This is a genomic window from Kineococcus sp. AC630 (assembly GCF_979255925.1).
In genome coordinates, this window is sequence record NZ_CEEDMJ010000003.1 from 49810 (window position 1) to 74737 (window position 24928).

General features: G+C 72.0%; 24 protein-coding genes and 1 pseudogene. 14 read left to right on the top strand and 11 right to left on the bottom strand.

Annotated elements, in window-relative coordinates:
• The first annotated feature begins 53 nt into the window (after positions 1 to 53).
• Positions 54 to 854, top strand: coding sequence for an exodeoxyribonuclease III (locus tag AC0I8G_RS03890; protein ID WP_471728752.1), 801 nt, complete (start codon positions 54 to 56; stop codon positions 852 to 854).
• A gap of 61 nt (positions 855 to 915) precedes the next feature.
• Positions 916 to 1497, top strand: a complete 582-nt coding sequence (locus AC0I8G_RS03895) for a hypothetical protein (RefSeq protein ID WP_380262841.1) — start codon at positions 916 to 918, stop codon at positions 1495 to 1497.
• Between the two features lie 20 nt (positions 1498 to 1517).
• On the opposite strand, the gene AC0I8G_RS03900 is transcribed toward AC0I8G_RS03895, so the two are convergent.
• Both AC0I8G_RS03900 and AC0I8G_RS03905 read right to left on the bottom strand, forming a co-directional pair.
• The gene (locus tag AC0I8G_RS03900; protein ID WP_471728753.1) at positions 1518 to 2114 is read right to left on the bottom strand and encodes a DUF1684 domain-containing protein; all 597 of its coding nucleotides are present in this window, start codon (positions 2112 to 2114) and stop codon (positions 1518 to 1520) included.
• 48 nt (positions 2115 to 2162) lie between these two features.
• Positions 2163 to 2594 carry a DUF2000 family protein gene (locus AC0I8G_RS03905; protein ID WP_471728754.1) on the bottom strand — a complete coding sequence of 144 codons (432 nt, stop codon included), beginning with the start codon at positions 2592 to 2594 and terminating at the stop codon, positions 2163 to 2165.
• A gap of 48 nt (positions 2595 to 2642) precedes the next feature.
• Between AC0I8G_RS03905 and AC0I8G_RS03910 the strand changes: the two genes are divergently transcribed.
• From AC0I8G_RS03910 to AC0I8G_RS03920, 3 genes are all read left to right on the top strand, one after another.
• Positions 2643 to 3416, top strand: coding sequence for a helix-turn-helix transcriptional regulator (locus AC0I8G_RS03910; RefSeq protein WP_471728755.1), 774 nt, complete (start codon positions 2643 to 2645; stop codon positions 3414 to 3416).
• 115 nt (positions 3417 to 3531) lie between these two features.
• Entirely contained in the window at positions 3532 to 4320 is a 789-nt protein-coding gene (locus AC0I8G_RS03915) for an oxidoreductase (RefSeq protein WP_471728756.1), read from the top strand.
• A 24-nt stretch (positions 4321 to 4344) separates the two neighbouring features.
• Entirely contained in the window at positions 4345 to 5190 is an 846-nt protein-coding gene (locus tag AC0I8G_RS03920; protein WP_471728757.1) for an alpha/beta hydrolase, read from the top strand.
• A 5-nt stretch (positions 5191 to 5195) separates the two neighbouring features.
• Here the strand turns inward: AC0I8G_RS03920 and AC0I8G_RS03925 are convergent, their stop codons facing one another.
• The 3 genes from AC0I8G_RS03925 to AC0I8G_RS03935 form a co-directional block, all read right to left on the bottom strand.
• Positions 5196 to 6818, bottom strand: a complete 1623-nt coding sequence (locus tag AC0I8G_RS03925; RefSeq protein WP_471728758.1) for a peptide chain release factor 3 — start codon at positions 6816 to 6818, stop codon at positions 5196 to 5198.
• 7 nt (positions 6819 to 6825) lie between these two features.
• The gene (locus AC0I8G_RS03930; RefSeq protein ID WP_471728759.1) at positions 6826 to 7710 is read right to left on the bottom strand and encodes a phosphotransferase; all 885 of its coding nucleotides are present in this window, start codon (positions 7708 to 7710) and stop codon (positions 6826 to 6828) included.
• A 305-nt stretch (positions 7711 to 8015) separates the two neighbouring features.
• Entirely contained in the window at positions 8016 to 8276 is a 261-nt protein-coding gene (locus AC0I8G_RS03935; protein WP_471728760.1) for a hypothetical protein, read from the bottom strand.
• A 229-nt stretch (positions 8277 to 8505) separates the two neighbouring features.
• Here AC0I8G_RS03935 and AC0I8G_RS03940 point away from each other — a divergent pair, with 229 nt between their 5' ends.
• The 3 genes from AC0I8G_RS03940 to AC0I8G_RS03950 are packed head-to-tail and all read left to right on the top strand — an operon-like array spanning position 8506 to position 11362.
• The gene (locus AC0I8G_RS03940; RefSeq protein ID WP_471728761.1) at positions 8506 to 10233 is read left to right on the top strand and encodes an ATP-binding protein; all 1728 of its coding nucleotides are present in this window, start codon (positions 8506 to 8508) and stop codon (positions 10231 to 10233) included.
• Positions 10233 to 10532: a hypothetical protein gene (locus AC0I8G_RS03945; protein ID WP_471728762.1), complete on the top strand. Its 300-nt coding sequence runs from the start codon at positions 10233 to 10235 to the stop codon at positions 10530 to 10532. The genes AC0I8G_RS03940 and AC0I8G_RS03945 overlap by 1 nt, the downstream gene beginning before the upstream one ends.
• A gap of 35 nt (positions 10533 to 10567) precedes the next feature.
• On the top strand, positions 10568 to 11362 hold the full coding sequence (locus tag AC0I8G_RS03950; RefSeq protein ID WP_471728763.1) for a hypothetical protein: 795 nt from the start codon (positions 10568 to 10570) through the stop codon (positions 11360 to 11362).
• 100 nt (positions 11363 to 11462) lie between these two features.
• Here the strand turns inward: AC0I8G_RS03950 and clpB are convergent, their stop codons facing one another.
• Both clpB and AC0I8G_RS03960 read right to left on the bottom strand, forming a co-directional pair.
• Positions 11463 to 14099 carry an ATP-dependent chaperone ClpB gene (clpB, locus tag AC0I8G_RS03955; protein WP_471728764.1) on the bottom strand — a complete coding sequence of 879 codons (2637 nt, stop codon included), beginning with the start codon at positions 14097 to 14099 and terminating at the stop codon, positions 11463 to 11465.
• 102 nt (positions 14100 to 14201) lie between these two features.
• Positions 14202 to 14681: an RrF2 family transcriptional regulator gene (locus AC0I8G_RS03960; protein WP_471728765.1), complete on the bottom strand. Its 480-nt coding sequence runs from the start codon at positions 14679 to 14681 to the stop codon at positions 14202 to 14204.
• A gap of 89 nt (positions 14682 to 14770) precedes the next feature.
• Between AC0I8G_RS03960 and AC0I8G_RS03965 the strand changes: the two genes are divergently transcribed.
• The 4 genes and pseudogenes from AC0I8G_RS03965 (at position 14771) to AC0I8G_RS03980 (ending at position 18884) form a co-directional block, all read left to right on the top strand.
• A complete protein-coding gene (locus tag AC0I8G_RS03965; RefSeq protein WP_471728766.1) occupies positions 14771 to 15541 on the top strand; it encodes an SDR family oxidoreductase in 771 nt (256 codons plus the stop codon).
• A complete protein-coding gene (locus AC0I8G_RS03970) occupies positions 15538 to 16296 on the top strand; it encodes an SDR family oxidoreductase (RefSeq protein WP_471728767.1) in 759 nt (252 codons plus the stop codon). The genes AC0I8G_RS03965 and AC0I8G_RS03970 overlap by 4 nt, the downstream gene beginning before the upstream one ends.
• A 61-nt stretch (positions 16297 to 16357) precedes the next feature.
• Positions 16358 to 17329: pseudogene (locus tag AC0I8G_RS03975) on the top strand (oxidoreductase).
• A gap of 25 nt (positions 17330 to 17354) precedes the next feature.
• Entirely contained in the window at positions 17355 to 18884 is a 1530-nt protein-coding gene (locus AC0I8G_RS03980) for an FAD-binding oxidoreductase (RefSeq protein WP_471728768.1), read from the top strand.
• Between the two features lie 61 nt (positions 18885 to 18945).
• On the opposite strand, the gene AC0I8G_RS03985 is transcribed toward AC0I8G_RS03980, so the two are convergent.
• Complete coding sequence (locus AC0I8G_RS03985; RefSeq protein WP_471728769.1) at positions 18946 to 19443, bottom strand: cell wall-binding repeat-containing protein; 498 nt, start codon at positions 19441 to 19443, stop codon at positions 18946 to 18948.
• A gap of 383 nt (positions 19444 to 19826) precedes the next feature.
• Between AC0I8G_RS03985 and AC0I8G_RS03990 the strand changes: the two genes are divergently transcribed.
• Positions 19827 to 20774: a ribonuclease Z gene (locus tag AC0I8G_RS03990; protein WP_471728770.1), complete on the top strand. Its 948-nt coding sequence runs from the start codon at positions 19827 to 19829 to the stop codon at positions 20772 to 20774.
• A 222-nt stretch (positions 20775 to 20996) separates the two neighbouring features.
• Here AC0I8G_RS03990 and AC0I8G_RS03995 read toward each other — a convergent pair whose 3' ends face one another.
• Positions 20997 to 22316: an MFS transporter gene (locus AC0I8G_RS03995; protein WP_471728771.1), complete on the bottom strand. Its 1320-nt coding sequence runs from the start codon at positions 22314 to 22316 to the stop codon at positions 20997 to 20999.
• Positions 22313 to 23407, bottom strand: a complete 1095-nt coding sequence (locus tag AC0I8G_RS04000) for a zinc-binding dehydrogenase (RefSeq protein ID WP_471728772.1) — start codon at positions 23405 to 23407, stop codon at positions 22313 to 22315. Before AC0I8G_RS04000 ends, AC0I8G_RS03995 begins: the two co-directional genes overlap by 4 nt.
• 156 nt (positions 23408 to 23563) lie before the next feature.
• Between AC0I8G_RS04000 and AC0I8G_RS04005 the strand changes: the two genes are divergently transcribed.
• Complete coding sequence (locus AC0I8G_RS04005) at positions 23564 to 24511, top strand: sugar-binding transcriptional regulator (RefSeq protein ID WP_471728773.1); 948 nt, start codon at positions 23564 to 23566, stop codon at positions 24509 to 24511.
• Here AC0I8G_RS04005 and AC0I8G_RS04010 read toward each other — a convergent pair.
• Entirely contained in the window at positions 24498 to 24926 is a 429-nt protein-coding gene (locus tag AC0I8G_RS04010; RefSeq protein WP_380262871.1) for a hypothetical protein, read from the bottom strand. The genes AC0I8G_RS04005 and AC0I8G_RS04010 overlap by 14 nt on opposite strands.
• Between the last annotated feature and the right edge of the window lie 2 nt (positions 24927 to 24928).

A 24928-nucleotide genomic window follows, 5' to 3' on the forward strand; every position in this document is an offset into this window, starting at 1 on the left:
CTGTCCGGCTCCGGTCCGAGCACGTGGGGGCCTCGCCTGTAACGTGCCGCCGCGTGCGCCTCGCCACCTGGAACGTGAACTCCATCCGCGCCCGCCTCGACCGGGTCATCGCCTGGATCGAGCGCAGCGACGTCGACGTCGTCGCTCTGCAGGAGACCAAGTGCAAGGACGAGCAGTTCCCCGAGCAGGCCTTCCACGACCTCGGCTACGAGGTCGCCCACCACGGCCTGTCGCAGTGGAACGGCGTCGCCCTGGTGTCCCGGGTCGGTCTGGAGGACGTCAGCACGGCCTTCTCCCCCGACGTCCCGCACTTCGGGGACCCGGCGGTCGCGGAGGCGCGGGCCATCGGTGCGCTCTGCGGCGGGGTGCGGGTGTGGAGCCTGTACGTGCCCAACGGCCGCTCCCTGGAGGACCCGCACTACGCCTACAAGCTGCTGTGGCTGGAGCAGCTGCGCGAGGCCGGGAAGGCCTGGCTGGCGCAGGACCCCGACGCCCCGGTGGCGCTGGTGGGTGACTTCAACATCGCCCCGACCGACGACGACGTCTGGGACGTCGACGTCTTCGCGGGCGCGACGCACGTGTCGGAGCCGGAGCGGAAGGCGTTCTCGTCGCTGGTGGAGGCGGGGTTCGCCGACGTGGTCCGCCCGTACGCCCCGGGCCCGGGGACGTTCACGTACTGGGACTACACGCAGCTGCGCTTCCCGAAGCGTCAGGGCATGCGGATCGACTTCGTGCTGGGCTCCCCCGCCCTGCAGGCGCGGGTGAGCGGCGCGACGATCGACCGCGAGGAGCGCAAGGGCAAGGGCGCCTCGGATCACGCCCCGGTGATCGTGGAGCTTGCGCCGAACGCGTGAACCCTGCCCGATCGGCTCCTGCGGGGGAGACTCGGGCGCTGCACCTCACTAGGTTCGAACGGTGCGAGCACCTGTCAGCTGCGACGACCTCGAGCAGGTCGAACTGAACGCGGCGAACGACGCCCGGGGCCAACGGGCCGTCGCGGACCTGCTGCAGTCCTGGGCCCGGCGAGCCGTGCCGGGGGACTCGGTGTCCCGCGGTCGGTTGCTGGTCGCGGCCAGCGAGCACGCGGCGTTCGCGGGCGACGCCCGGCGGGCCCTGCGCCTGGCCAACCAGGCCCTGGCGACCGGTGACGTGGTGGCCCCGGACACCCGGTGCTACGTCGTCGCGGCGCTGCTGGTGTGCGGCCACCTGCGGGAGGCGGTCGCGTTGGCCGACGAGGTCCTCGACACCCGCGGTGACGACGTCGACGTCTACCTGCACCTGGGCGAGGAGTTCTCCTGGCACCGCCAGGGCGAGGAGGCCTCCCGCATCTACACGCTGGGGATGTTCCGCTGCGCCGGCGACGACGACGCCACCGAGCAGTTGCTCGGGGCGTGGCGTCGCGGCCGGGCGCCACGGACGGTGGACCTGCGCGACGGCGTCCTGACCGCCGTTCCCGCCCAGGGGTCGGTGCCGGCCCAGGCCGTCCGGCTCGAGTAGCCGACCCGCGCCGGGCCGGATCAGACCGACCAGGTCCCGGCGGCCTCCCCGACCGCCACGGCGACGTCGACGACGTTGCCGGGCGGCGGGAGCGGGCAGGCCCACTCGGGGTCGTAGGCGCAGCTGGGCGGGTAGGCGAAGTTCAGGTCGACGACGAGGCTCGTGAGGTCGCCCCCGAGGTCGGCACCCTTGACGGTGTCGAGGACGTAGCGCCCGCCGCCGTAGCCGGGGCCGGGGTCCTTCAGCGGGACGAAGAGGCCACCGCCGTACTGGTCCAGCCACCACACGTCCAGCGTCCCGACGCCTCGCAGCGTGACGGTTCCGACGCGTTCGAAGTGCACGGTGCCGTCGGTGCCGGTGACGGCCTCCCGCGTGAGCGGCGGGGCGTCGTCGACGGGGACGACGAAACGCATCGCCGGGTCGTAGGCCGCGACCGGCAAGCCGGTGAAGGTCGCGCGGTCCTGGGGCAGCAGCGGACTCGCGGGGTGGGTGGCGAACAGGTCGTCGCGACCGGCGACCCACTGCGCGTGCCCGGCGGCGGGGTCCTGCGCGGACCGGACGTCGGTGTAGAGGGCGCCGACGCGGCGGCGCCAGTCGAGGACGTCGAGGCGGTTCACGCGGCCACTCCACCAGAAACGTGCCGTCCGGCAACCGCGGGCCACGGGTCAGGGGTGCACGTGGGAGCCCTTGAGGACCTTGTCGACGGCGTTGCGGGGACCGTGCAGCGCCAGTCCCACGAGGTCGAGGTCGGAGCCGGCCACCGCGGCCACCGCGGCCCGGTTCGCGTCGTCGTGACCGGTGCTGAACATGTCGGCGGTGAACACCGCCAGCGGCAGCGACCGGCCCAGCGCCCGGCCGTGCGCGGCGCGCAGCGCGTCCCGGTCGCCCTCGAACACGAGGACGGGCCGCCCGAGCAACGCGAGGTAGGCCGTGCCGTCGGCGTCGGCGTAGGGCTCCCCCACGAGGTCCGGGTGGGCCGCGGTGATGCCGCTGGCCAGGAACGCGGTGACGTTGAGCCGCTGCCAGGTCGCCAGGTCGTCGCGGACGAGGACGGCGATCTTGGTGTCGAAGCGGACGGGTTCGCTCGGGTCGGTCACGGGGTGATCCTCGGCCCCCGCACGACGTCCGTCTTGTACGTTCGTGACGTGGGTGAGCTGGTCCGCAGTTGGCGCCCGGACGTCCCGGGGATCGCCGAGGTCCTGCACGCCCGTTTCGTCGGGCACGCCTACCCGCTGCACACCCACGACACCTGGACGCTGCTGCTGGTGGACTCCGGCGCCGTCCGCTACGACCTGGACCACCGCACCCACGGGACCGGTTCCCTGGTCACGCTGCTGCCCCCGCACGTGCCGCACGACGGTCGGGCGGCGACGAGTTCGGGGTTCCGCAAACGGGTCGTCTACCTCGACGGTGCGGCGGTTCCCGCCGAGCTCGCGGGCCGCGCCGCGGACGACCCGGAACTCCCGGACCCGCGGTTCACGACCGCCCTGCGGGAACTTCACCCCCTCCTCCTCGACCCCGCGGAGGGTTTCGAGGCGGAGGCCCGCACCGCCGTGCTGGTGGACGCGGTGACCGCGCACCTGCGCCGCCGCCCACCGCCCCGGGTGCGGGACGTCCCGCTGGCCCGGCGCCTGCGGTCGCTGCTCGACGAGCACGTCGTCGACGGTCTCAGGCTGGAGCGGGCCGCAGCCGAACTCGGGGTCTCCGGTGCCCACCTCGTCCGGACGTTCACCCGCGAGGTCGGCATGGCGCCGCACGCCTACCTGACCTCGCGTCGGGTCGACCTGGCGCGCAGGTTGCTGCTGACCGGTCACCGCCCCGCCGAGGTCGCCGTCCTCGCCGGGTTCCACGACCAGCCGCACCTGACCCGCCACTTCCGCCGGGTTCTCGGGACCACGCCGGGGCGGTTCACGCACTGACCGTCCCTTGCCAGTGGTGAATCGGCTCCCCCATACTCACCTCGACGGACAGCGACTCGAGCGCCACGACCCGTCGACGGTCCGGGCGTCGTCCCAACGCACAGACGGGTTTCCCATGGAACTCCAGCTCCGCGGAAAGATCGCCGTCGTGACCGGGGCGAGCAAGGGCATCGGCCTCGCGGTCACCCGTGCCCTCGTCGACGAGGGCGCTCTGGTGGTGGCCGGCGCGAGGTCGCCCGGCCCGGACCTCCCGGACCTGCCCTCCGACCAGGTCGTCTTCGTTCCCGTCGACCTCACCACCGCAGAGGCACCCAGAACCCTCGTGGCCCGGGCCGCTGAACTGGGCGGGGTGGACGTGCTGGTCAACAACGTGGGCGCGGTCACCGCACGCCCGGGAGGTTTCCTCTCCGTCACCGACGAGGACTGGGAGAAGTCGTTGAACCTGACCCTGCTCTCGGCCGTCCGGGCCACCCGCGCGGCGATCCCCGAGATGGTGCGACGGGGTGGCGGCAGCATCGTCACGATCAGTTCGGTGAACGCCTACCTGCCGGACCCGCTGGTCATCGACTACTCCGCGGCCAAGGCCGCCCTCAGCAACTTCTCGAAGTCGCTGTCCAAGGAGGTCGCGGCCGCCGGGATCCGGGTCAACGTCATCAGCCCGGGACCGGTGCAGACCGACCTGTGGCTGGGTGAGCACGGGGTGGCGGAAACCCTCGCCGGTTCCGCGCCCGCGGGCACCGGTGCCGAGGAGATCGCGGCCCAGGCAGCCGCGGGAATCCCGACGGGCCGGTTCACCCGACCGGCCGAGGTCGCCGATCTCGTCCTGTTCCTGGCCGGCGACAGGTCCAGCAACGTCACCGGAGCCGACTTCGCCCTCGACGGCGGTCTCGTCCCGACCCTGTGAAACCCCGACCCCCGAGGAGCAGCGATGACCGCATCCACCGACCTCCACCCGCACCCGGTGCTGTTCATCCACGGACTGTGGATCCACAGCAGTGCCTGGCGGCCGTGGCAGGACCTCTTCGAGGCGAACGGCTACACCACGTCCGCGCCCGGCTGGCCCGGTGACGGACCCACCGTCCAGGCGACCCGCGACGACCCGAGCGCGCTCGACGGGGTCGGCATCAGCGACATCTGCCACCACTACGCCGAACTGATCGCGTCCATGCCGGTCCGGCCGATCGTCGTCGGCCACTCCTTCGGCGGCCTGATCGCGCAGGAACTCCTGGCCAACTCCTCCGCCGTGGCGGCGGTCGCCATCGACCCCGCGCCGATCAAGGGCGTCAAGGTCCTGCCGTTCAGCCAACTCCGTTCCTCGTTCCCGGTGCTCGGCAACCCCGCGAACCGCAAGCGCACCGTCTCGCTCACCGCCGAGGAGTTCCGCTACAGCTTCGGGAACACCCTGCCCCCGGCCGAGTCCGATGCGCTGCACGCCGAGTGGACCATCCCCGGACCCGGCCGACCGCTCTTCGAGGACGCCACCGCGAACTTCACCCGCAACTCCCCGGCCGCCCTCGACTCCCACCACGTCGTGCGTGGTCCGCTCCTGCTGATCTCCGGCACCGAGGACCACACCGTGCCCCGATCGGTCACCGAGGCCGTCGTGAAGCTCTACGCCGACAACCCCTCCGTCACCGACTACCAGGTCATCGAAGGACGGGGCCACTCCCTGACCCTCGACTCGGGATGGCGGGACGTGGCCACCACCACCCTGGCCTGGATCTCCCGACGAGAGTCGGACCTGCTCGCGGAGACTCCCGCACCGACAGCCTGACCGCGTCAGGAACTCGTGGCGACGAGTTCCTCGAGGCGCACGTCGGGGTTGTCGCGTTCGAAGCTGCGGACGCGCCACTCGTCGGTGAACAGGGCGAACGTCCGGCCGTCGGCGTGGTGGACGACCTCGGTGCCCCGGTGGGCGCGCAGCAGCGGGGCGTCCTTGGCGTCGATGATCCGGGCCGTCGTGTAGGGCAGTTCGGTGAACAGCACGGGCGAGCGGAACTCGTGGGTCATCCGGTACTGCACGACGTCGAACTGCAGGGCGCCGACAGCGCTGATGACGGGTTCGCCGTCCCCGCGGGAGTCGGAGGTCAGGACGCGCACGACCCCTTCCGCGTCGAGTTCGCGCAGGCCCTGCCGGAACTGCTTGCCGACGCGGAGGTCGGAGGGGCGCACGGTGCGGAAGTGCTCCGGGGCGAACACCGGCAGCGGCGGGTAGGCGATGCGGCCGTTCTCCGACAGCGTGTCGCCCACGTTGACGTGGCGGGCGTTGACCAGGCCGATGACGTCACCGGGCCAGGCGACGTCCACCGTGGAGCGGTCCGCGCCGAACACCGTCTGCACGTGCTTGAGGACCATCGGCCGGCCGCTCTTGTCGTCACGCACGGTCATGCCGCGGTGGAACACCCCGGAGTGGATGCGCGCGAACGCCAGCCGGTCGCGGTGGGCGGGGTTCATGCCGGTCTGGGTCTTGAAGACCTGCGCGCTGAAGCTCTCGGTCACGGCGTGGGTGTGCCCGGCGACGTCGTCCTGGTCGTGCGGGTGCGGGGCGACGTCGACGATCGCGTCGAGGACCTGGCCAACACCGGTGTTCGCGACCGCGGCGGTGAAGTACACCGGCGTGGTGCGGAACCCGAGGAACGCCTCCTCGTCGTGGTCGGCCTCGGTGGCCGTGAGCAGGTCGTGCTCGTCGAGGGCCTGCTGCCAGGACGCGCCCTCCAGGGCGGCCGCCTCCTCGCCGCTCATCCGCTGCTCGAGCGCGCGGGTGGCTCCACCGGGGGCCTTCGTGTACTTGACGTACTCACCGGTCCCGCGTTCGAGGAGCCCGCGGAAGTCGCCCGCGATCCCGACGGGCCAGGTCATCGGCGTCGGCTTGAGCCCGGTCACGGACTCGACCTCGTCGAGCAGCTCCAGGGCCTCGCGGCCCGGCCGGTCCCACTTGTTCACGACGGTGATCACGGGCAGCCCGCGCTGCTTGCAGACGCCGAAGAGCTTGCGGGTCTGCACCTCCATGCCGCGGGCCGCGTCGACGAGCATGATCACGGCATCGACGGCGGTCAGCGCGCGGTAGGTGTCCTCGGAGAAGTCCGCGTGACCGGGGGTGTCGACGACGTTGACGACCTGGTCGCGGTAGGAGAGCTGGAGCACGGCGGAGCTGATCGAGATCCCGCGCTGCTTCTCCATGTCCTGCCAGTCCGTCGCGACCCCCGCCCGGCCCGCCTTGCCGTGGACGTGTCCGGCCTCACGGATGGCGTTGGCGTGCAGCGCGAGCGCCTCGGTCAGCGTCGACTTCCCGGCGTCGGGGTGGCTGATGACGGCGATGGTGCGACGTCGGGCCGCCTCGGCCACGATCTGCGCGGGGTTGACGTCGCTGATCTGTCCGGGGGTCTCGATGTCGGCGCTCACCCCTCCATCATCCCCGCTGCGCGGGCCTGGTCACGACAGCTCGGGCGGTCCGCCGCTGCACCCACCGGACCAGGGCCTCGCCCTGCACCCGCTGGAACGGCCGCAGCGTCGGCAACCCGGGCGGCGCCGGTTGCGCGGCGCGGGCGAGGAAGAACTCCGAGAACCCGTCCAGGACGGTCGTGAGGACCTCCGGGGCCACGTCCCGGGTGAGCGCCGAGGTGGTGAGGACCCGCTCGGCGAGGCCCTCCTCGCCCAGCCGGTCGACCTCGAAGAGCAGGGCCAGCAGGTCCAGCCAGGGCGGGCCGACGCAGGCGTGCGGCCAGTCGACCAGGACCGCACCCCCCTCGGTGATCAGGACGTTGTCGGCCCGGAGGTCGAGGTGGACGAGGGTGTCCCCCTCGAGGAGTTCCAGGGCGCTCCCGGGCAGCTGCCCGGCCAGCGACTCGGCCGCCGTGGGCAGGTCCGGCACCGGGCACGGGGTGGCGGTGCGGGCGAGTCGCTCCAGCGCCCCCACCACGAGGTCGAGGTCGGCGGGCCGCCACGGCAGTTCCGGCGACCGGCCGGGCACCTCGTCCAGGACGAGCACGTGGAAGTCCCCCACCCACCGCGCGCCGCGGAACCCCGGGGCGGGAACCCCGGCCGGAAGGGCCGCGGTGATCCGCGCCTCGCGTTCCTGCATCGCCGGGGTGTCGCTGTTCTGCGCGGGGCTCACCGCCTTGACGAAGGCCCGCGTCCCGTCCGCGGTGCGGACCCGGTCCGCCGATCCGGGGGAGAACCCGCCGGACTGCGACTCGGCCCGCTCCACCGGCGACCCGAGGACCTCCGCGACGGCGGCGTGCACCGCCACGGGCAGGTCGTTCCAGGGCAGCCGGTTCCCTCCTGATGCCAACACGCCCACCAGGTTCTCGGAGCCTGGTGGGCGTGTCCACCGAGTTCGGGGTCAGACGGTCAGCGCGGTGTCCGCCCGCCGGACGACGAGGCCCGGGGCGTCCTCAACGGTGTCCCGCGTTCATGGTTCAGCGGGGAGCCTCGCGTCACACCGGGGCGAGCAGCGTGGAGACGACGTCGTCCTCCTCGTACCCACACCACTGATCGTGTTGCTGTGTCGATGAAGTCCTCATGTCCTCGAGCGCGACCCGACCGCCACCCAGCCGGCGGCAACCGCGGCGCAGCGGCCACCGCCGACCACCCGAGGGGTCAGATCCAGGCAAGGTCCTTCCACCGCGAGGAGTTGACGAGGACAACCGGTGTGGCCGCCACCACCCACGGCCGGAGTACCTCGGCATCCCGAGTGATGACGGCAAGCGCCGTCACGCCGCTGGTACCGAAACGCAGGAGGTCGGCGCCACCCGTGCTGGACGTTGGAGTGCCGCGCGACGAGCTGGTCGAGAACGTCGTTGTCGCGGGGTTGAACTCGAGGTGCGTCCAGACGGTGAACGACTCGATGGCCAGCACCATGCCGGGACGCCCTCGGGGAACGAGGACTAGCCGCGGAGCAGGAGTCGCTCACCGGTCGCCCTTCGCGACACCCTGCTCCCCCGCCCTCATGTCCGGCCGCCTGCGCGTCCGCGACGCGAAGAAGATCGTCGAGGACGCCACCTGATGCTCGCGTAGCTTGCAAATTGGCGGAGAGCTACTTGGCAAGCTAGTCGACAACTTGCTAAACAAGTAGCCGAAGGAGGTCGCCGTGTCCGAGCCCGTGGACGTCACACAGCTGCTCGACGTCCTGCGCCGGGTTGGCGGCGAGCCGGAGACGGTCGAGGTCAAGAGCGGCGCCGGCGGCTTCCCCGGCTCGCTGCGCGAGACGCTCGTCGCCTTCGCCAACACCGACGGTGGCACGGTCCTCGTCGGGGTGGACGAGGACGCCGGCTTCCAGGTCGTCGACCTGCCCGACGTCGCCCGGTACCGGGACAACCTCGTCGCCCTGGCCCGGGACACGATCACCCCTCCCCTCACGGTCTCCACGGACATCGTCGAGGTGGAGGGGCAGCTCGTGCTCCTCGGCCAGGTCCCCGGATTGCCCGCTGGCCAGCGACCTGCCTACGTCACCGCGAAAGGCATGACCACCGGCGCGTACCTGCGCACCGGGGACGGCGACCGGCGGATGAGCGAGGGGGAGATCGGACTCCTCTACGCGTCGCGCACTCAGCCCACCTACGACCAGGAACCCGTTCCCGATACCAGCATCGAGGACCTCGATCCCGACCTGGTGCGCCGCACGCTCGAGCGCGTCCGGGCCGGATCCCCGCGGCTGCGCCGGGCCGACGACACGGTCGTCCTGCACAACACCGGGGTTCTTGCCGAGAGGCGGCCGGACTCACCCCTGACCCTGGCCGGGTACCTCACCTTCGGGGACTACCCGCAGCGCCTCTTCCCGCAGCTCATGGTGTCCGTCGTCGTCCACCCGCCGGAGCGGGGCGAGACGCGGTTCCTCGACAACGTCACCGTGCGCGGTCCCATCCCCGACCTCGTCAGCGAATCCCTCGCGGTAGTGCGCCGAAACCTCGCTGCCCGCGCCGTCATGACCGACACCGGACGCCGCGACCAACTCGAATACCCGTTGGGATCCATCCGCGAGGCTGTCGTGAACGCGATCCTGCACCGCGACTACAGCCCGCTGACCCGGGGGACGCAGATCCAGGTCGACCTCTTCCCGGACCGCCTCGTCGTGCGTAGCCCTGGTGGACTGCACGGAGGTCTCACCACCGATGACCTAGGTCAGAACCGCGCCTCGAGTTCCCGCAACTCCGTCCTGGCCAGTCTGCTGTCCGACACCTACCTACCCCACTCCGACGAACTCATCGCGGAGAACCGTCACACCGGTGTGCCGACGATGATCGACCTGGCCCGGGACAACGGTCTGCCGCGTCCCGTCTTCGACAGCACCATCCTCAGCTTCGCCGTCACCCTGGACCGCTCCCAGCTCCTCGGACCGGACGTGCGGCGCTGGATCGCCGCCGTCGCAGGCCACCTGCCCAGCCCACGGCACGAGGTGGCGCTCGCGATGCTGCGCACCGGGCCGGTCACCAACAGCATGCTGCGCGAATGGGGCGCCGACCGGATCGACGCCGGGCAGGTCCTGCGCGACCTGGTGGCCACCGGTCTCGCCGTCAAGGAAGGCGGACGGCGCTACGCCCGCTACCGCCTCACCGCACCCATCGACCTGACACACGCTCCTCCGCAGCCAAACCTCCCGTCCGACGCGTCGGACACCGCGGAGCGGGTCACCGCGGCGTTGCGCTCCCTCGGTGAGGCGACGACCCAGCAGCTCCTCGACGCCACAGGTCTGAGCCGCCCCACTGTCAACGCCCACGTCAACGCCCTCATCGCCCGCGGCCAGGTCGCACCCGAGGGAGCCCGTACGAGCCCCAAACGCCGCTACCGATGGGTCGGCGACACCGGAGGAGAACGCTGATGAGCCCGTCCAGCCGCCCGTCCGGAGCCGACTGGGAGCAGATGGCCAAGGAGGTCCTGGGCGACCTCTTCTGGAACGCGACTACCGGGCCGGAGATCGCTCCCGGCTCCGGGGAACGCGAGAGCTGGGACGACCTCCTGCTCCGCGGGCGTCTGCGCACGGCGATGATCCAGCTGAACCTCGACGTCCCCCGGCAGTACGTGGACCAGGACGGCCAGGAGCAAACCGCCATTCTGCGGCTGGTCGGTTCCCTGCCCCACGAGAACGAGGCGGTGGCGCCGCGCCTTGCGACGGCCTGATCACCTTGGAAAGTCCGCCCAAGACCGTTGCGAGGATGCCTGTGTTCTACTTCTCCGAACGAGCACTCACTGAGATCGACGACAGCCCCGTTGGAAGCGTCGCGATCAAAAAAGGTGTCGCGCTCGCACTCAGAGGCCTCAGCGTGAATCGGGAGAAGCAAGAGGATCGCCGCCCCAGCAGCGTCGACAGGGTTGACCGAGCCCTGGCGGTAGCGAAGAAGCGCCGTCCCATCGTCCGTGACCGGTGGGACGTCACGACGCGGCGCGGGATACTCGACTGCCGCATCGAGAACCTTGAAGTAGGGACCATGCCGTTCCTGTACTTCGGTGATCGAGGCGAGCACGCACGAGGGGGGAGAGTTCGCTTGTTCTGGGCCCGAGCCATCCTTCCCCGACGAGACACGGGGCTCCTCTACGGCGGTCGAGAACTCGTGCTGGTAGGTAGTCTCGACAACAAGCCAGGCTGGGGTGTCGCTGAGGAGGAGTTGACGATCGGTCACTCCTACCCTTCGGACCCTTCCTCCCTGGCGAGATTGGTGAAGGCCGAGCTGGCCATGCGCGGCCGAAGGGTCCGACGACACGTGCGAAGCATCGAACGGTTCGAAGTTCTCGAGGACGGTGTCTTCGCACAGTTCGCTTCCAGCCAGACGAGGCGGGCCGATGGACCGTACCGCCGTGCAGAATCCTCCATAGCCGACACTTGGCAGCGTCAGTTGCCGCTGACGCACGCTCGCGTCGTTGCGACAGTCCAAGACGTGGCAGATGAAGGTGATCCCACCGTGCGCAGCACGGTTCTCGCTCGAACGATACTCGTCGAGGACCTCTCCTGAACGTCGTTCTCGAGTTCGCCCGCGCTCACGTGAGCGCGTAGGCATCGCCAGGTCGTCCCCCGCGCTGCCTGACCGGCGTGGGGGACGACTGCAGCAGGGCTCAGACGGTCAGCGCGGTGTCCGCCCGCCGGACGACGAGGCCCGGCGCGTCGCCGGCCCCCGGGTCGTCCAGGTCGAAGCTGCGGCCGGCGACGTCGACCTCGACGGTGTCGCCGTCGCGGACCTCGCCGGACAGGATCGCCCGGGCGAGCTTGTCGCCGATCTCGCGCTGCACCAGGCGGCGCAACGGCCGCGCGCCGTAGGCGGGGTCGTAGCCGGTGATGGCCAACCAGTCCTTCGCGGCGTCGGACACCTCGAGGGTGAGGCGACGGTCGGCCAGGCGGTCGGCCATCTTCTGCACCTGGATCTCGACGATCCGCGACAGTTCCTGCGTCGACAACGGGTCGAAGACCACGACGTCGTCCAGGCGGTTGAGGAACTCCGGCTTGAAGTTCTGCCGCACCGCGGTCATGACGGCGTCGTGCTTGGTCGCCTTCGAGAGTTCCGGATCCACCAGGTACTGCGACCCCAGGTTCGAGGTCAGCACCAGGATCACGTTGCGGAAGTCGACCGTGCGGCCCTGACCGTCGGTGAGGCGCCCGTCGTCGAGGACCTGCAACAGGATGTCGAACACCTCCGGGTGGGCCTTCTCGACCTCGTCGAGCAGGACGACGGAGTACGGCCGACGGCGGACGGCCTCGGTGAGCTGCCCACCCTCCTCGTAGCCGACGTAACCCGGAGGGGCCCCGACGAGACGGGCGACGGCGTGCTTCTCGGAGTACTCGCTCATGTCGATGCGGACCATGGCGCGCTCGTCGTCGAAGAGGAAGTCGGCGAGCGCCTTGGCGAGTTCCGTCTTCCCGACCCCGGTGGGTCCGAGGAACAGGAACGAGCCGGTCGGTCGGTCGGGGTCGTTGACCCCGGCGCGCGAACGGCGGACGGCGTCGGAGACGGCCTGCACCGCAGTGCTCTGCCCGATGAGCCGGGCGCCGAGGAACTCCTCCATGCGCAGCAGCTTCGCGGTCTCGCCCTCGAGCAGCCGGCCGGCGGGGATGCCCGTCCAGCCGGCGATGACCTCGGCGATGTCGTCCGGTCCGACCTCGTCGGCGACCATCGGGGCAGTCCTGGAGACGTTCTCCTCGGCCGCCTGGGCGGTTTCGAGCTCGCGTTCGAGGGCCGGGATGCGTCCGTAGAGGATCTCGCTGGCGCGGCCGAGGTCACCCTCGCGCTGCAGCCGCTCGGCCTGCGACCGGAGTTCGTCGACCTGGTGCTTGAGGTCGCCGACGCGGTTGAGCCCGGCCTTCTCCTGCTCCCAGCGCGCGGTGAGCGTGGTGAGTTGCTCCTGGCGGTCGGCGAGGTTCGCGCGCAGCGTCTCGAGGCGTTCGCGGCTGGCCGCGTCGCCCTCCTTGGACAGCGCGAGTTCCTCCATCTTCATCCGGTCGACGGAGCGGCGGAGCTCGTCGATCTCGACGGGCGAGGAGTCGATCTCCATCCGCAGCCGGGACCCGGCCTCGTCGACGAGGTCGATGGCCTTGTCCGGCAGTTGCCGGCCGGTGATGTAGCGGTCGGAGAGCGTGGCGGCGGCGACCAGCGCGGCGTCGGAGATCGAGACCTTGTGGTGGGCCTCGTAGCGTTCCCGCAGGCCGCGCAGGATGCCGATGGTGTCGGGGACGGAGGGTTCGCCGACGAAGACCTGCTGGAAGCGTCGTTCGAGCGCCGGGTCCTTCTCGATGCGTTCGCGGTACTCGTCCAGCGTGGTCGCGCCGACGAGACGGAGCTGGCCGCGGGCGAGCATGGGCTTGAGCATGTTGCCCGCGTCCATGGCACCCTCACCGGCGCCCGCGCCGACGACGGTGTGCAGTTCGTCGATGAACGTGACGACCTGTCCCCCGGAGTTCTGGATCTCCTGCAGGACAGCCTTGAGGCGTTCCTCGAACTCACCGCGGTACTTCGCCCCGGCGACCATGCTGGCCAGGTCCAGGGAGATCAACCGCTTGCCGCGCAACGACTCGGGGACGTCCCCGGCGACGATGCGCTGGGCCAGGCCCTCGACGACGGCGGTCTTGCCGACGCCGGCCTCGCCGATGAGGACGGGGTTGTTCTTGGTGCGGCGCGAGAGCACCTGCACGACGCGGCGGATCTCGGCGTCACGGCCGATGACGGGGTCGAGGCGGCCTTCGCGGGCCTGCTCCGTGAGGTCGATGCCGTACTTCTCGAGGGACTTGTAGGTGCCCTCGGGATCGGGCGAGGTGACCTTCGCCCCACCGCGGACGCTGGGCAGGGAGTCGAGCAGCGCGTCGCGCGTTGCGCCGACGGCCCGCAGGGCCTCACCGGCGGCGGACGTGGACGCGGCGGCGCCGAGCAGGAGGTGCTCGGTGGAGACGTAGGCGTCGTCGAGCGCGCGGGCCTCGTCGCCGGCGTCCTGCATGAGCTGCAGGGCGGGGCGCGACAGCTGCGGCTGGCTGACGGACGAGCCGGACGCGCTGGGCAGCGACGCGAGCGCGCCCTCGACCCGGCGGGTGAGCAGGGCCTGGTCAGCCCCGACGGCAGCGAGCAGGTGGCCGGCGACGCCGTTCTCCTGCTCGAGCAGCGCGGCGAGGACGTGCAGGGGTTCGACCTGCGCGTGACCCGCGGACGTGGACCGGCCGACGGCGTCGGCCAGGGCCTCCTGGGCGCGGGTGGTGAGCTTGAGGTCCACGGGCTACCTCCGGTCGTGAGGTGGGTGACTGACGTTGGGTACAACCATGCCAGAGTTGAGCTTGTTCCGCTCAACCCTGAGCGGGGCGGTCGTGCGCGGTGGTCAGCGCGGAGCCGCCAGCCAGGCCCGGGCGGGTTCCATCGCGCCGACGCCGTACTGCTCGCCCATCCCCCGGGCGAGGTCCGCGACGGAGGTCGCCCGCAGCGATGCCCGCCACGCCTCGTCGGCCGCGGCCATCGTGCGCAGGACCCCGCACGGACGCGTGCAGGCCTCGGGCGGGGAGGCCAGCGGCCCGCGCTGTCGGATCTCGGTGCACACGAACGCCGGACGCGCCCCGTCCACGGCCTCGACGATGTCGAGCACGCTGACCTCGTCGGCGGGGCGCGTCAGGCGGTACCCACCGTCCTTCCCCTGCACGGAGGCGATGATCCCGGCCCGGGAGAGGGCCTGCAGGTGCTTGGCCAGGTAGCTGGCGGACACGTCGTGGAACTCGGCGAGGCGCGCCGCGGGCACCGGACCGGAGGCGGCCGTGAGGACCACGCAGCAGTGCACGGCCCACTCGACGCCGTCGGACATCTTCACCCTCGCAGGGTACTTGACCCGGACCGTCTTTGTCTGAGTTGATGAACCCGGACAAAGGATGTCCGAGTCATTCTCCGGAGGTGCTCCTCGTGAAGATCGTCGTCATCGGTGGAACCGGGCTCATCGGTTCCCAGGTCGTCCAGCTGCTCACCGCCCACGGGCACGAGGCCGTCCCGGCCTCTCCCGCGTCGGGGGTCGACACCCTCACCGGGGCGGGGCTCGCCGACGTCCTGACCGGCGCCGCAGTGGTCGTGGACGTCTCGAACTCCCCCTCCTTCGCCGACGCGGACGTGCTGCGGTTCTTCACCACGTCCACGGGGAACCTGCTCGCGGCCGAGGAGGCCGCCGGAGTGGGCCACCACGTCGCCCTGTCCGTCGTCGGCAACGACCGTCACCCCGGTTCGGGGTACCTGCGGGCGAAGGCCGCGCAGGAAGAACTCCTCCGCAACTCCGGCGTCCCGTACTCCGTCGTCCGCGCGACGCAGTTCTTCGAGTTCGCCCGCGGCATCGCGGCGTCCTCGACCGACGACCAGGGGAACGCGCGCATCTCGCCCGCGCTGTTCCAGCCCGTCGCCTCCGCAGACGTCGCCGCAGCGGTGGCCCGCACCGCGGCGGGTGAACCCGTGAAGGGTTTCCTCGAGATCGCCGGTCCGGAGAAGCTCCACCTCGACGAGTTCGTCCGGATCGGGCTGGCGGCGGCCGGATCGGACCAGCAGGTCGTCACCGACCCCGCAGCCCCGTACTTCGGTGTCGTCCTCGACGACGACTCGCTCGTTCCCGCCCCCGACGCCACGACCTCCACGACCACCTACTCCGAGTGGCTCACCGTACCCGGGAACGCGACCGGCGGTCGGCGATGAGGATCGCGGTCGCCGGCGGGACCGGCACCATCGGACGCCACGCCGTCGACCTGCTGCGACGCGGGGGCCACGAGGTCGTCGTGCTGACGACCTCCACGGGCGTGGACCTGACGACCGGGAGGGGTCTGGAGGGGCGTCTCGTCGACTGCCACCGCGTCCTCGACCTGTCGAACACCCGCGCCGACGCGGGCCGCGAACAGTCTGAGGCGTTCTTCTCCGCGAGCGCGAGGAACCTGCTGTCCGCCGCCCACGACGCCGGCGTCGGGCACATCGCGTTCCTCTCCATCGTCGGTGCCGACGTCGTGGACCTCGGCTATTACCACGGGAAGCGTCGACAGGAGGAACTCGTGACGACGGGCCCGCTGCCGTGGACCCTGTTGCGCGCGACCCAGCTGCACGAGTTCGCGGCCCAGTTGCTCGACGTCGCCGACGGACCGGTCGTGTACGTCCCACCGATGCTGACCCAGCCGGTCGCGGCGATCGACGTGGCCACCCGCCTGGTGGAACTCGTGACGGGTCCGGCGCGGGGCACCGTGCCCCCGATCGCCGGTCCCGACGCCCTGTGGGTGGCCGACATGGCCCGTCGCGTCCTCGCGCGACGAGGGGTGAGCCGGCAGGTGGAGACCCTGCCGGTGTCCGACGCCCTGGCCCTGCAGCTGGCCGGAGGCGACCTCGTACCGGAGGGCGAGTTCCTCAGCGCCACGACGACGTTCGGTCAGTACCTCGACGGTCTCGTGCCCGCGGGCCGGGTCTGACGTGGGCGGCTCGTAGTCCCCGATCCGGTGGGGTGCGCTCGAACTGCCCAACCGGGTCGTGATGGCCCCCACGACCCGGCTGCGGTCAGGGGTGACGGGTGTCCCCGGGGAACTCGTGGCCGAGGCGACCTAACCGAGCCCGGGATCGCGGGGTTGCGTGGGGCAGTCGGGCCTCTGCACGCAGGAGCAGGCCGCGGGGTGGAGTGCCGTCGCCGAGGCCGTCCACACCTCGGGCGGCCGGATCGTCCTGCAGGTGATGCACGCGGGGCGGGCCAGCCATCCCGCGATCACGGGCGACGCGGTGGTGGGCCCGAGCGCGCTCGCGGCGGAGGGCGACGCGCACACCGCCCTCGGGAAGCTGCCCTACCGGTACCGCGGGAACTGGACGACGACGGGATCCAGGACGTCGTGGCCGCGCACGTCCTCGCCGCCCGGCTCGCCGTCGAGGCCGGACTGGACGGCGTCGAGGTGCACAGCGCCAACGGGTACCTGCTGCACCAGTTCCTGGCTCCGACCTCCAACCGGCGCGGCGACGGCTGGGGTGGATCCGTCCCCGGCCGCACCCGGCTCGCACGCGAGGTCGTCGAAGCGGTGGCCGCGGAGATCGGCGGTCCCCGGGTCGGGGTCCGGATCTCGCCGCAGCACGACCGCCTGGGGTACGGGAACCCGACCTCGACGACGTGTCGGCCACGTACGGGCACCTGGTGGACGCCTTCGCGCCGCTGGGCCTCGCCTACCTCAGCGTCCTCCACGACGACCCGCCGGTCGGTTGGTCCAGGACCTGCGGGCGCGCAGCGGAGCACCGTTGATGCTCAACAGCGGGTTCGGCACCGAGACCACGCGGGCGGACGCGGAGTCGCTGCTGGACGACGGGACCGCGGACGTCGTGGCCGTCGGCCGCCCGTTCATCGCGAACCCGGACCTGGTGGCGCGCTGGGGGGGAGGTCACCCCGAGAGCGCGTACGACCCGGACACCGTCTACGGGACGGGAGCCGCCGGCTACACCGACTACCCGCCCGTCTCCCCGGGGTGATCCGGCCCGGTGAGAGGCTGGTCCGATGGGTGAACCCACCGCTCGCACAGCGACCACGACCCGCAGGACGGTCCTGGCCGTCGGGCTCACCCTGGCCACGGCCGCCTGCGACCGCCCGGCTCCACCGGCCCGTCCGACCACGACGCCCACGCCCACGCCCACGCCCACGCCGAGCTGGGACGACCTGTCCGCCCGCCTGCCCGGTGGTCTGCTGCGCCCCGACACCACCGGCTGGGACCCCTCGAACCTGCTCTACAACCCCCGCTTCACCGCGGCCCCCCAGGCCGTGGCCCCCGTCCGCACCGCCGACGACGTCGCGACCTGCGTCCGGTTCGCGGCCGACTCCGGAACCCCGCTGCGGCTGCGCGGCGGCGGTCACTCCTACGGGGGCTGGTCCGCCGACGCGGGCCTCGTCGTGGACCTGGCGGCACTGAACTCCGTCGAGGTGTCGGCTGACGGGACGAGGGCGACCGTCGGGGCGGGTGCCACCCTCGTCGACGTCTACTCGCAGTTGGGTTCGCGGGGTCTCGCGATCGGCGCGGGGTCGTGTCCCACGGTGGGCGTCAGCGGGCTCACCCTGGGCGGCGGGGTCGGCGTGCTGGTCCCCTCGTTCGGGCTCACCTGCGACCAGCTGCGCTCCGCGACGGTCGTCACCGCGGACGGGAAGCAGCGGACCGTCGACGGGGACGACGACCTGTTCTGGGCACTGCGCGGCGGCGGGACGGGGTTCGCCGCGGTGACGTCGTGGGAGTTCGCGCTGCGTCCTGCTCCCGACGTGGAGGTGTTCTTCCTGCGCTGGCCGTGGGAACGCGCGGCCGACGTGCTCACCGCCTGGCAGGCGTGGCTGCCGGACGCACCGCGGGAACTGTGGTCCACGTGCAAGCTCCTCGCGAACCCCGGCGACGGCGACCGGGTGCAGGTCTCCGGGGCGTGGACCGGGTCGGCCTCCCTGGACACCGCCCTCGCGGGTCTCCTCGGCCGCCTCCCCGCGCCCGCCGCGAACACCCACCGCCGCCTCGACTACGCCGCGGCGATGGCCTACGAGGCGGGGTGTTCCGGGCTGGACGCGGCGGCGTGCACGACGAAGGCCCTCGACAGCGACCACCGGCAACCCTTCGCCGCGACCTCCTCGATGCTCGGCGGAGAACTCCCGGACGCCGGGGTCCAGGCGGGAGTCGCTGCGGTGCAGGCGGTCATCGACGCACCACCAGCCGGTCTGGTCGAGGCCGGGATGTCGTTCGACGCCCTCGGCGGTGCGGTGGCCGACGTCGCCCCCGACGCCACGGCGTTCCCCTGGCGCACCGCCCTCGCCACCGTCCAGCACACCGCCACCTGGACGGGACGGCAGGACGCCGCGGGTTTCGACGCCGTGGTCGCCGGGACCCGCGCGGCGCTGAGCCGGTGGACCGGGAACGCGGCCTACGTGAACTACGCCGACGCCGGACTCCCCGACCGGGCGACGGCCTGCTGGGGCGACAACCTCGCCCGCCTGCGACAGGTCCGCACGACCGTCGACCCCGACGGCGTCTTCGCCTCTCCCGCCACCGGGGCCTGAACCGACCTCCGCGTCGGGTGCCCGGTGCGGGCGGTTCCCGCGGGCGCGCTCGGGAGATCGATCAGGAGATCTCGCACCCGGTGTGGTCGACGTACTGCTCGGCGTCGGCGAAGACGGCGTCGGAGACGCTCGGGGCGCCGCCCGCGACGACGATGAGGCAGGGGCGGATGCGGGCGAGCTCGGCCCGGGTCGCGTCGGGGAGACGGTCCCGCTCGGTGAGGAGCACCGGACCCCAGCCCGAGAAGGTGTTGCCGAGGGCGAGGGCGTCGGGGAAGTTCGTGCCCGAGGCGAGGAAGACGGCCGTAGTGTCGTCGTGCTCCCAGCCGTACTGGGACGAGATCTCCGCCGCGGTCGCGTACCGGTCGGCGCCGGAGAGGCGGACGTTGCCGCCGACAGTCTGCGAAGACTTCGTCTGGATGCTCCGCAGGGCATCCGCGGACAGGACACGCGCACCGCGGTCCACGTGGGGGGCGTCCGCGGCCGAGGCGGCGCTCGCGGAGGCGACCGCGACGGCAGCCAGGGCGACGGCGGCGATCGAGGCGAGGGTCTTGGTGCGCATGGTCGGATCTCCAGACGAGGTGGGGCCCGACGGGGTGGTCACCGCCGGTGCGCCAAGGTTTGCGGACCGGAGTGCCTGCCGAGCACGACCCGCTGCCGGACAGCCGCCGAACGAGGTGCAGGATCACCTGTCCTCGCCATCGGAACCACCTCGGAGTCATCTGTGGGACACGGAGGGTAGCTGCAGAACGGTCCCCGTGGAGTGAGGTGCGGGTGCGACGGTTCGGCTGTCATGGCGCCCGGTTCGTCACACCCACGGGTGACTCCACGTGGTGACACCCGTGGGTGCGACGGCGCGCAGACCACCCGCCCGCGATCACCCGGTCCTCCGCAGCGCCCGCACCCCGGTCCCCCCGGCGACGACCGGCTCGGCAGGATGCTCGGATGAGCCCCCGCGAACTCGTCGTCCTCGGCACCGCCGGGCAGGCACCCACCAGGACCCGCAACCACAACGGGTACCTGCTGCGCTGGGACGGCACCTCGGTCCTCTTCGACCCCGGCGAAGGCATCCAGCGTCAGATGCTGCACGCCGAGGTCTCCGCACCCCGCATCGAGCGGATCTGCGTGACCCACCGCCACAACGACCACTGCCTGGGCATCCCCGGCGTCCTGAACCGGATGGCCCAGGACGGACCGGGCCGTCCGGTGACCCTGCACGGGCCGGTCGACGCGTTCGAGCACCTGCGCGCGCTCGCCGTCGTCGCCGACGCGCACGTGGCGGTCACCGTCGAGGGGGTTCCCACCCTGGACGAGCCCGTCGACGTGGCCGAGGTCGCGGGGTGCCGGTTGACCGCGCAGGCACTGGACCACCGGGTCCCCACGATCGGCTACCGGTTGGCCGAACCCGCGGGCCGCTCCTTCGACGCCGACGCCCTCGCCGCCGCGGGGATCAGCGGTCGCGACGTCGGGGAACTGGCACGACGGGGTGAGCTCCGCGGGGTCCGCCTCGGCGACGTCTCCGTGCAACGCCCCGGGCAGGTGTTCGGCTTCGTGATGGACACCCGCCTCTGCCCGGCCGTCGAGGAGGTCGTCCGCGACGCCGACCTCGCCGTCCTGGAGTGCACGTACGCCGACCGCGACACCGACCTGGCCCTCAGCCGGGGACACCTGACCGCACGTCAGGCCGGTCTCGCCGCCGCCCGCGCCGGAGTGCGCACACTGGTACTGGCGCACTTCTCGCAGCGCTACGCCGACCCGGAGGAACTCGGGCTCGAAGCCCGGGCCGCGATCGCGGAGGTCGGAGCCGGGACGACGGTCCACGTCGCCCGCGACCTCGACGTCGTCGCGGTACCGCCCCGACGTCACCCTGCGCCGGTGTCCCGGGCGTCGTAGCGTCGGGGCGTGAGCCAGCCGACGTTCGACCCCGCCGACCCGCCCGTCCCCGAGCTCGAGGAGGACGAGGACGTACCGCCCCGTCCGGAGGAGGAGGCCGCCGACGCCGACGAGGCTCCCTGAGCCGGGGCCCCTGGTTCCCCGCCGTCCTCCCGCAGGACCGACCGAACGCGGGAAGCCCACCGCCGGGTGGCGGTGGGCTCCCTCGACGGTCGGGGTCGGTCAGGCGGTGACCGTCTCCAGCTTCCCGTGCGTCGCGCGGACCTGGGGAACCTGGAGGAACTGCACCAGGACGAACGCCACGGCGTAGAGGCCGACGAAGGACCACACGACGGCCTGGTCGCTGCCGCCGAGCTGCAGCACCACCCACACGACGGCGGACCCGAGGAACGTCGCCCCGCCGGCGGCCGTGGTGTACATCGCCATCGCGGCACCCTTGTGGTCGGGGGCGAGCGCGGGCATGATCGCGCCCATCGGGACGAAACCGGCGAGGAGCATCCCGAAGACGCAGCCGGCGAGGACGGACAGGACGTAGCCCCAGGTGCTGCCGGCGGGAACCAGTTGCGGTACGTACCACCAGAGCACGAGACCGCAGGCGGACCCCACGATCCCGAACCACTGGACGGTGCGCTGCCAGCCGATCTTGTCCCCGATCGCGCCGAACATGGCGTTCACCAGGATGTTCGTCGCGTAGACGCACACGGTCATGACCAGCCACCGGGACTGGCCCCAGCCACGTTCGGTGGCGATGACGGCCGGCAGGACGATGAACATCCCGAACTCGGGCGCGGTGTTGATGAGGCGCACCAGGAACCCCATGCCGACCTTGGGTTGCCGGAACGCCAGTCGGACGCCCGAGGTCAGGACCTGCGCGGCCGACTCCTCCGCCGGGGCGATCCGCTGGTTCCCGCGCGGGTCGCGGACGCCGAGCCAGGCGATGAGGAACCCGATGACCACGAGGCCGATGGAGGCGACCATCGCGCCGGTCTCGCCCGGGGTGCCGCCACCGAACAGCGGGATCGCCCCGACGGCGAACAGCGAGCCCAGCGTCGGCAGACCGCCGGTGAACGCGACGTAGAACCAGCCGACCGCCGCGCCGTTGCGTTCCGGGCGGGTGGTGATGTTCACCCAGACCAGGAACGCGAAGGCGAACAGGGGGAAGCCGAACCCCCGGACGGCGTAGGCGGCCGCGGCCAACGGGAAGCTCTCCGCCTGCAGGGCGAGCAGGAACAGCACCTCGAACACGACCCAGACGACGAAACCCAGCGCCATGACCCGGCGCGGCCCGAACAGGTCGGACAGGGCCCCGGACACGTAGCTGCCGACGAGGACGCAGAGGCTGTAGTAGGTGATGATGCTCGCGACGGCGCTCTCCGGTCGACCGAGCACGTCGACCAGGTGCGGGGTCAGGAAGTTCGACTCGACGCCGTTGCCGGTCATGAAGACCAGGACCCCGACGAAACCCCAGCGGAGGACCGGGGGGATGCCCAGTCGCTGCAGCCGGCCCTCCGGCGGCGCGGTGGTCGTGCTCTGCGAGGTCACGACAAGCCCGGGACGATGGACACCTTGACGGAGTTCGCCGAGTCGGCCACGAGGTCGAGTCCCTTCTGGAACTCTTCCAGCGGCAGCTGGTGGGAGCAGATCTCGTCCAGCGGCAGCCGACCCGAGGCGATGAGCTTGAGCGCGGCGGGCCAGGTGTTCTGCCCGAGGTGGGCCCCCAGGACGTTCAGTTCCTTGTCGTCGCTGATGATCGACCAGTCGACCGACACCGGGTCCTTGAACACCGAGTACTCGACGAAGGTCCCGAGCTTGCGCAGCAGGTTCAGGCCCTGCGCCACCGCCGACGGGTGACCGGTCCCCTCGATGTAGACGTCGGCGCCGTAGCCGTCGGTGAGGTCCTTGACGGTCTGGACGACGTCGACCTCGGTGATGTTCAGGGTGAGGTCGGCCCCGCACTTCTTCGCCAGTTCCAGCTTCTGCGGCAGCGCGTCGAGGGCGATGATGCGCTTCGGGAACTTCGCGGCCGCCCCGGCGATCATGCCGAGACCGATCGGGCCGCAGCCGGCGATGACCACGGTGTCGTCGAAGCGGATGTTCGCGCGCTCGACGGCGTGCAGCGCGCAGGAGAGCGGTTCGGCGTAGGCGACCTGCCACGGCGGGAGGTCCGAGGGTGCCTTGTGGACCAGCGCCTCCTTCGGCAGGACCATGTACTCGGCCATGGCGCCCGGGGTGCGGCGCTTGAACCCGAACATGTCGTGCGGCTGGCACATGTGGTAGTTGCCGGTGCCGCAGTAGCGGCAGTTCCAGCACGGGACGATCTGCTCGGCGACGACGCGGTCGCCTTCCGACACACCCCAGCGGGCGGTCGCCTCGGCATCGATCCCGACGACGCGCCCGGTGAACTCGTGTCCGGGGACGACCCCGGTCTCGGTCCACGCGGGGCGGTTCTCGTCGCCCCAGAACTTCGCGGCGCCGTGGTAGCACTTCAGGTCGCTGGCGCAGATGCCGACGGCCTCGACCTTCAGCAGGATCTCCCCCGGTCCCGCGACCGGGACGGGGATCTCCTCGAGGCGGTAGTCCTCCGGTCCGTGCACCACGACAGCTCGCATGGTCTGTGGTTCAGTGCCGGTCATCAGCTGCTCCCTCGCAGAGTCCGTCGACCCCTCACGGGTCCGTCCTGTCCCGACCCTAGGACCGGTCAGCACAGATGTCCAGCACACATGTGCACAGCCGACTCGAGTGCCCTCCCCACCGCTGGGTAGCGTGGCGGCCGACACAGGAGGTGGCGCGTGGTCAAGGGGCCCAAGGGAGACAGCCGGTTCCCACTGGCGCTGGCGCACACCGCCGCGACGCTCTACTACCTGCAGGACGCGACCCAGGCCGAGATCGCGGAGCGGCTGGGCACGTCCCGCGCGACCGTGAGCCGTCTGCTGCAGGAGGCGCGGGACCGGGGGCTGGTCCGCATCGAGGTGCTGCCGCTCCCCCGGGAGGACCCCGACGACCTCGCGGAACGGCTGCGCACGACCCTCAGGCTGGAGGGGGTCTGGCTGTCGCCCGCGACGACGACCCAGCACGTGGCGGAGGCCGTCTCGCCCGTCCTGGCCGTGCTGCTCGCCGGACTCGGCCTCGTCGCCGGGGACGTGCTCCTGGTCTCCTCGGGGCGGACCGCCTACGAGATCGCCCGACGCGAACTGCCCGCGTTGCCGGGTGTCGTCGTGGCCCCGATGGTCGGCGGGCAGGACGAGGCCGAGGCCTGGTACCAGACCAACGAGATCACCCGCCGCGTCGCCGCCGCCGTGGGCGGGACCCCGCGGTTCCTGCACGCCCCCGCGTTCCCGGGGCGCGGGCTGCGGCGCAGCCTGGTCGCCGACCCGGAGTTCAAGCGGTTCACCGCGCTCTGGGAGAGCGCCCGGTGCGCGGTCATGGGCGTGGGTGCCCCTCCGCTGCAGCGCGACTCGATCCCGAGCTTCGTCCCCACCGCGGAGACCCCGTTGCGCGACGCCGTCGGCGACGTCGCCTCCCGCTTCTACGACGCGCACGGCGTGGAGATCTCCTACGACGGCGCCGACCGCCTCATCGCGATCCCGCTCGACGTGCTGCGGGCCGTCCCGCACCGCATCGCCGTCGTCTACGGGGCGGTGAAGGTGCCGAGCGTCCTCGCCGGTGCCCGCGGCGGCTTCTTCAACCACCTCGTCACCGACCCGGCGACGGCCGCCAAGCTCCTCACGGCGGCGTGAGACCCCACGCGTCCCGGTCGTCGTCGGCGAGCCGTTCCAGCACCGCCGCGAGCTGGTCGCTGCGCAGGTAGGAGGGGTTGCTCCCCGCCGCCATGCGGATCACCTCCGCCGCGCGGAACCGGCCGTCGGCGAGCAGCGCGGACCGCTCGACCGGCGCCCTGAGGGGCAGGAGGTCGAGCTCCACCCGGTCGTCGTCGCCCGGGACCCCCGCGAGCCGTCCCACCGCCGCGACCCCGGGGTCGCGCGCTCCGCTCACCCACAGCAGGCACGGCTGCCCGGCGGCCATCAGGCCGAGCCGGTAGCTCGGGCGCAGGCAGCGCCGCACCGCCTGCCACCCCGTCGGCTCCAGTTCCGCGGGCCGACCGGCCGACTTCACCAGCCAGCAGGCCACGTCGTCGTTCGACAGCCGGTGCACCC

Bases quoted from the DNA above. Each gene is read 5' to 3' on its own strand.
- AC0I8G_RS03915 (WP_471728756.1), top strand. From the start codon at position 3,532: ATGGAACTCCAGCTCCGCGGAAAGATCGCCGTCGTGACCGGGGCGAGC.
- AC0I8G_RS03920 (WP_471728757.1), top strand. From the start codon at position 4,345: ATGACCGCATCCACCGACCTCCACCCGCACCCGGTGCTGTTCATCCAC.
- AC0I8G_RS03935 (WP_471728760.1), bottom strand. From the start codon at position 8,276: ATGGTGCTGGCCATCGAGTCGTTCACCGTCTGGACGCACCTCGAGTTC.
- AC0I8G_RS03945 (WP_471728762.1), top strand. From the start codon at position 10,233: ATGAGCCCGTCCAGCCGCCCGTCCGGAGCCGACTGGGAGCAGATGGCC.
- AC0I8G_RS03950 (WP_471728763.1), top strand. From the start codon at position 10,568: ATGCCTGTGTTCTACTTCTCCGAACGAGCACTCACTGAGATCGACGAC.
- AC0I8G_RS03970 (WP_471728767.1), top strand. From the start codon at position 15,538: ATGAGGATCGCGGTCGCCGGCGGGACCGGCACCATCGGACGCCACGCC.
- AC0I8G_RS03980 (WP_471728768.1), top strand. From the start codon at position 17,355: ATGGGTGAACCCACCGCTCGCACAGCGACCACGACCCGCAGGACGGTC.
- AC0I8G_RS03985 (WP_471728769.1), bottom strand. From the start codon at position 19,443: ATGCGCACCAAGACCCTCGCCTCGATCGCCGCCGTCGCCCTGGCTGCC.
- AC0I8G_RS03990 (WP_471728770.1), top strand. From the start codon at position 19,827: ATGAGCCCCCGCGAACTCGTCGTCCTCGGCACCGCCGGGCAGGCACCC.
- AC0I8G_RS04000 (WP_471728772.1), bottom strand. From the start codon at position 23,407: ATGACCGGCACTGAACCACAGACCATGCGAGCTGTCGTGGTGCACGGA.